Source organism: Aneurinibacillus danicus (genome assembly GCF_007991215.1).
GTDB lineage: Bacteria > Bacillota > Bacilli > Aneurinibacillales > Aneurinibacillaceae > Aneurinibacillus > Aneurinibacillus danicus.
Window position 1 is genome coordinate 1 of the sequence record NZ_BJXX01000088.1, and the last position, 2977, is coordinate 2977.

3 protein-coding genes are annotated in these 2977 nt (G+C 45.6%); 1 reads left to right on the plus strand and 2 read right to left on the minus strand.

All coding sequences use genetic code 11. The features are described 5' to 3' along the window. Nucleotides 1–284 precede the first annotated feature (284 nt). Nucleotides 285–923: a spore protease YyaC gene (gene yyaC, locus ADA01nite_RS10665; RefSeq protein WP_146809952.1), complete on the plus strand. Its 639-nt coding sequence runs from the start codon at nt 285–287 to the stop codon at nt 921–923. Between the two features lie 72 nt (nt 924–995). Here yyaC and ADA01nite_RS10670 read toward each other — a convergent pair whose 3' ends face one another. Both ADA01nite_RS10670 and ADA01nite_RS10675 read right to left on the minus strand, forming a co-directional pair. Beyond that, complete coding sequence (locus ADA01nite_RS10670) at nt 996–1736, minus strand: DUF554 domain-containing protein (RefSeq protein WP_146809953.1); 741 nt, start codon at nt 1734–1736, stop codon at nt 996–998. A 24-nt stretch (nt 1737–1760) separates the two neighbouring features. Continuing rightward, on the minus strand, nt 1761–2915 hold the full coding sequence (locus ADA01nite_RS10675) for an aminotransferase class V-fold PLP-dependent enzyme (protein ID WP_146809954.1): 1155 nt from the start codon (nt 2913–2915) through the stop codon (nt 1761–1763). Nucleotides 2916–2977 lie beyond the last annotated feature (62 nt).

Genomic DNA, 2977 nt, shown 5'->3' on the forward strand with positions numbered 1-2977 from the left:
ATGATTTTCATGTCGGGGTTGCGGCTGAGATGCCATGGTGATTTTCTGTTCAACAATGCTCTGATAAAAAATATAGCAAAAATCTCATTCCGCGTCATATACAGAATTCGTTGTATTTCTGTGTCATTCCGCTAATCAAGTGGTATAAACACTAATAAAAACTTTTTTATGTGTTTACTTGAATTTGTCCCTTTTTTACCGGTCTCTGAATACACTAGAACCACAGTATATTTTTCAAAATTTTGGCGTATACTAATAACATTCTTCTTATACGGGAGGTACGCATGATAAACGACAGCAATACGGTACAGATGTACCCACCCAATCCATTTCGCGTTGACCATTCAGAGGAACAAGCCATTGAACTGTTGAGCCAGCATCTCCAACAGCGACTTCGCGTATATCGTGGACATTCTGACATTGTCGTTTTTTGCATCGGTACAGACCGCTCGACCGGAGACGCGCTCGGCCCTATTGTCGGAACACAGCTTGAGCGGTTATACCCGAATAACGTATCCATTTATGGAACGCTTGATTCCCCCGTCCATGCCGTTAACCTTCAGGAAACGATCGATCACGTAAAGAAAAATCACGGCAATCCGCTGATTATCGCCATCGACGCCTGTCTGGGTCAGTTAAACAGCGTCGGGAAAATTACGGTGGCACACGGTCCCATTAAACCTGGCGCCGGCGTGAAAAAGCAATTGCCTGAAGTAGGCACATTCCATATTACCGGTATCGTGAATATCGGCGGGTTCATGGAATATTTTGTCCTGCAGAATACACGTTTAAGCGTTGTTATGAAAATGGGCGAAGTAATCGCTACCTCATTGTACAATGCGATTGCCCAGGCTAGAGAATATTCGCCTCGGTATATGTCAAATGTAACAACAAATTCTTTCTATCATAGTGCTTCGGAATAAAAGAAGAGCATATGATTCACCGCTGAAGTCATTTGGGCTCACCTGGCAGTGGAACATATGCTTTTCTCCGTTTTACAGTAAATTTTCAATCCATTTTTGAATATGCGGCCAATTTTCCACAAATGGAACCCCAAGAGATACGACAATCAGGGCCGGCAGCATGTTGGCAACTCTGATTCTCTTCAATTCCAGAAGATTAATGGCGATCGCCATAATCATAATACCACCGGTTGCGGTTATCTCGTTCACAATAATCAGCAGCATCTCTTTATCGACAAGTTCATTAATATAGGAGGCGCTTAATGCAATCGCTCCTTGATATAAAAATACGGGTACGGCAGAGAAAATGACACCGATACCAAGTGCGGAAGCAAAAATAATCGCTGAGAATCCGTCGAGCATTGCTTTCGTAAACAGTACTTGATGATCATTCCTTAATCCGCTGTCAAGCGATCCCAAAATCGCCATAGCTCCCACACAATAGACAAGTGTAGCGGTGACAAAAGCGGTAGAAATGCTGCCTCTGCCTCTGCCTTTGCCACCCACCCTGCTTTCCAGCCAGCGCCCTAAGGTCTGAAGCTTTTCTTCGATTTTCCACCATTCCCCGAGAATACTGCCTGCAACAAGACTAAAAATGACCAGCAGAAAGTTTTTAGACGCCATTCCCATTTGGATCCCAAGTATAAAAACCGCAAGCGAAATTCCCTGCATGACGGTTACCCGCATGTTTTCTTTAATGCCTGACAATAATGATCCCAGCAGCGCTCCTGCAATAATCGCAACCGCATTGACAATTGTACCCAATAACACCATGACTCCTGCTGCCCCTCTCTTTCTCTACACCGTAAAAGCTTCTTTGATCTCTCTTAAAGCCCTTACCAGTTCATCTATATCCTGCTCTTCATTGAAATAACCGAAGCTTACCCGAACCGCTCCTGTATCACTCGTACCTGCAGTTTCATGAGCAAGCGGCGTGCAGTGAAAACCGGCGCGTACTGCAATGTTATACTCTTGATCCAGAATATACGCAAGTTCAGATGCATCGACTCCTTCAACCATAAATGGGATAACCCCTACACGCTCTACTTCTTTCTCTGGTCCAAATACAGATACACCTTCCATTTCAGAAAGCTTCTCAAGCAGCAGACGTGTAAGATGCCACTCCTTCTCACGAATCGCATCGATCCCCGTTTCCAGAACAAAGTCAACTCCTGCAGCCAATCCGGCAATCCCCGGTGTATTTAGCGTTCCGCTCTCATAGCGGTCCGGACGAGTCTTTGGCTGATCGATATCTTCGGAGTGACTGCCTGTTCCTCCATGTAGAAGCGGGGTTAACTCAATGGAGGAATGAACGTACAGGCCTCCTGTTCCCTGTGGACCATACAAACCTTTATGCCCCGGAAACGCCAGCATATCGATGTGCATATCTTCCACATCCAGCGGAAGAATGCCTGCTGTCTGCGAGGCATCCACCAGATACGTAATCCCCGCTTCACGGGCAAGCTGCCCGATCTCTTTTACCGGTGCAATCGTCCCCAGCAAGTTAGAGGCATGACTTACGACAATGAGCCTGGTGTTTTCACGAATGGCGGATCGAATGGTATCAAGCGAAAACCGATGCGCTTCCGGCTTGACGTACGTAATATCCACATTCGCTTCTTTCCGCATAAATTCCAGCGGGCGACGGACGGAGTTATGTTCCAACGAAGTTGTAATGACATGATCGCCTGATTTGATATATCCCTTAATGGCTTGATTAAGCGCATGTGTTGCATTCAAGGTAAAAAAAATGTCATTCGGATTTTTCACGTTAAAAAGCCGGGCCAATTTGACCCTGGCCTGATAAATGGTTTTGCTCGCTTTAAGCGATAGTTTATGGCCGCCTCTCCCGGGATTTGCTGCATACTCGTCAATACATTCAGCTACCGCCCGACTTACCCCCTCCGGCTTTGGCCAGGTAGAGGCAGCATTATCTAAGTAGATTGTGCGCATACTCTATTCTCCTTTTTCTGTGAAAATTATGAGAAAAGAAGGAGAAAAAGAAGAAAGGAGAT

Bases quoted from the DNA above. Each gene is read 5' to 3' on its own strand.
- yyaC (WP_146809952.1), top strand. From the start codon at position 285: ATGATAAACGACAGCAATACGGTACAGATGTACCCACCCAATCCATTT.
- ADA01nite_RS10675 (WP_146809954.1), bottom strand. From the start codon at position 2,915: ATGCGCACAATCTACTTAGATAATGCTGCCTCTACCTGGCCAAAGCCG.
- ADA01nite_RS10670 (WP_146809953.1), bottom strand. From the start codon at position 1,736: ATGGTGTTATTGGGTACAATTGTCAATGCGGTTGCGATTATTGCAGGA.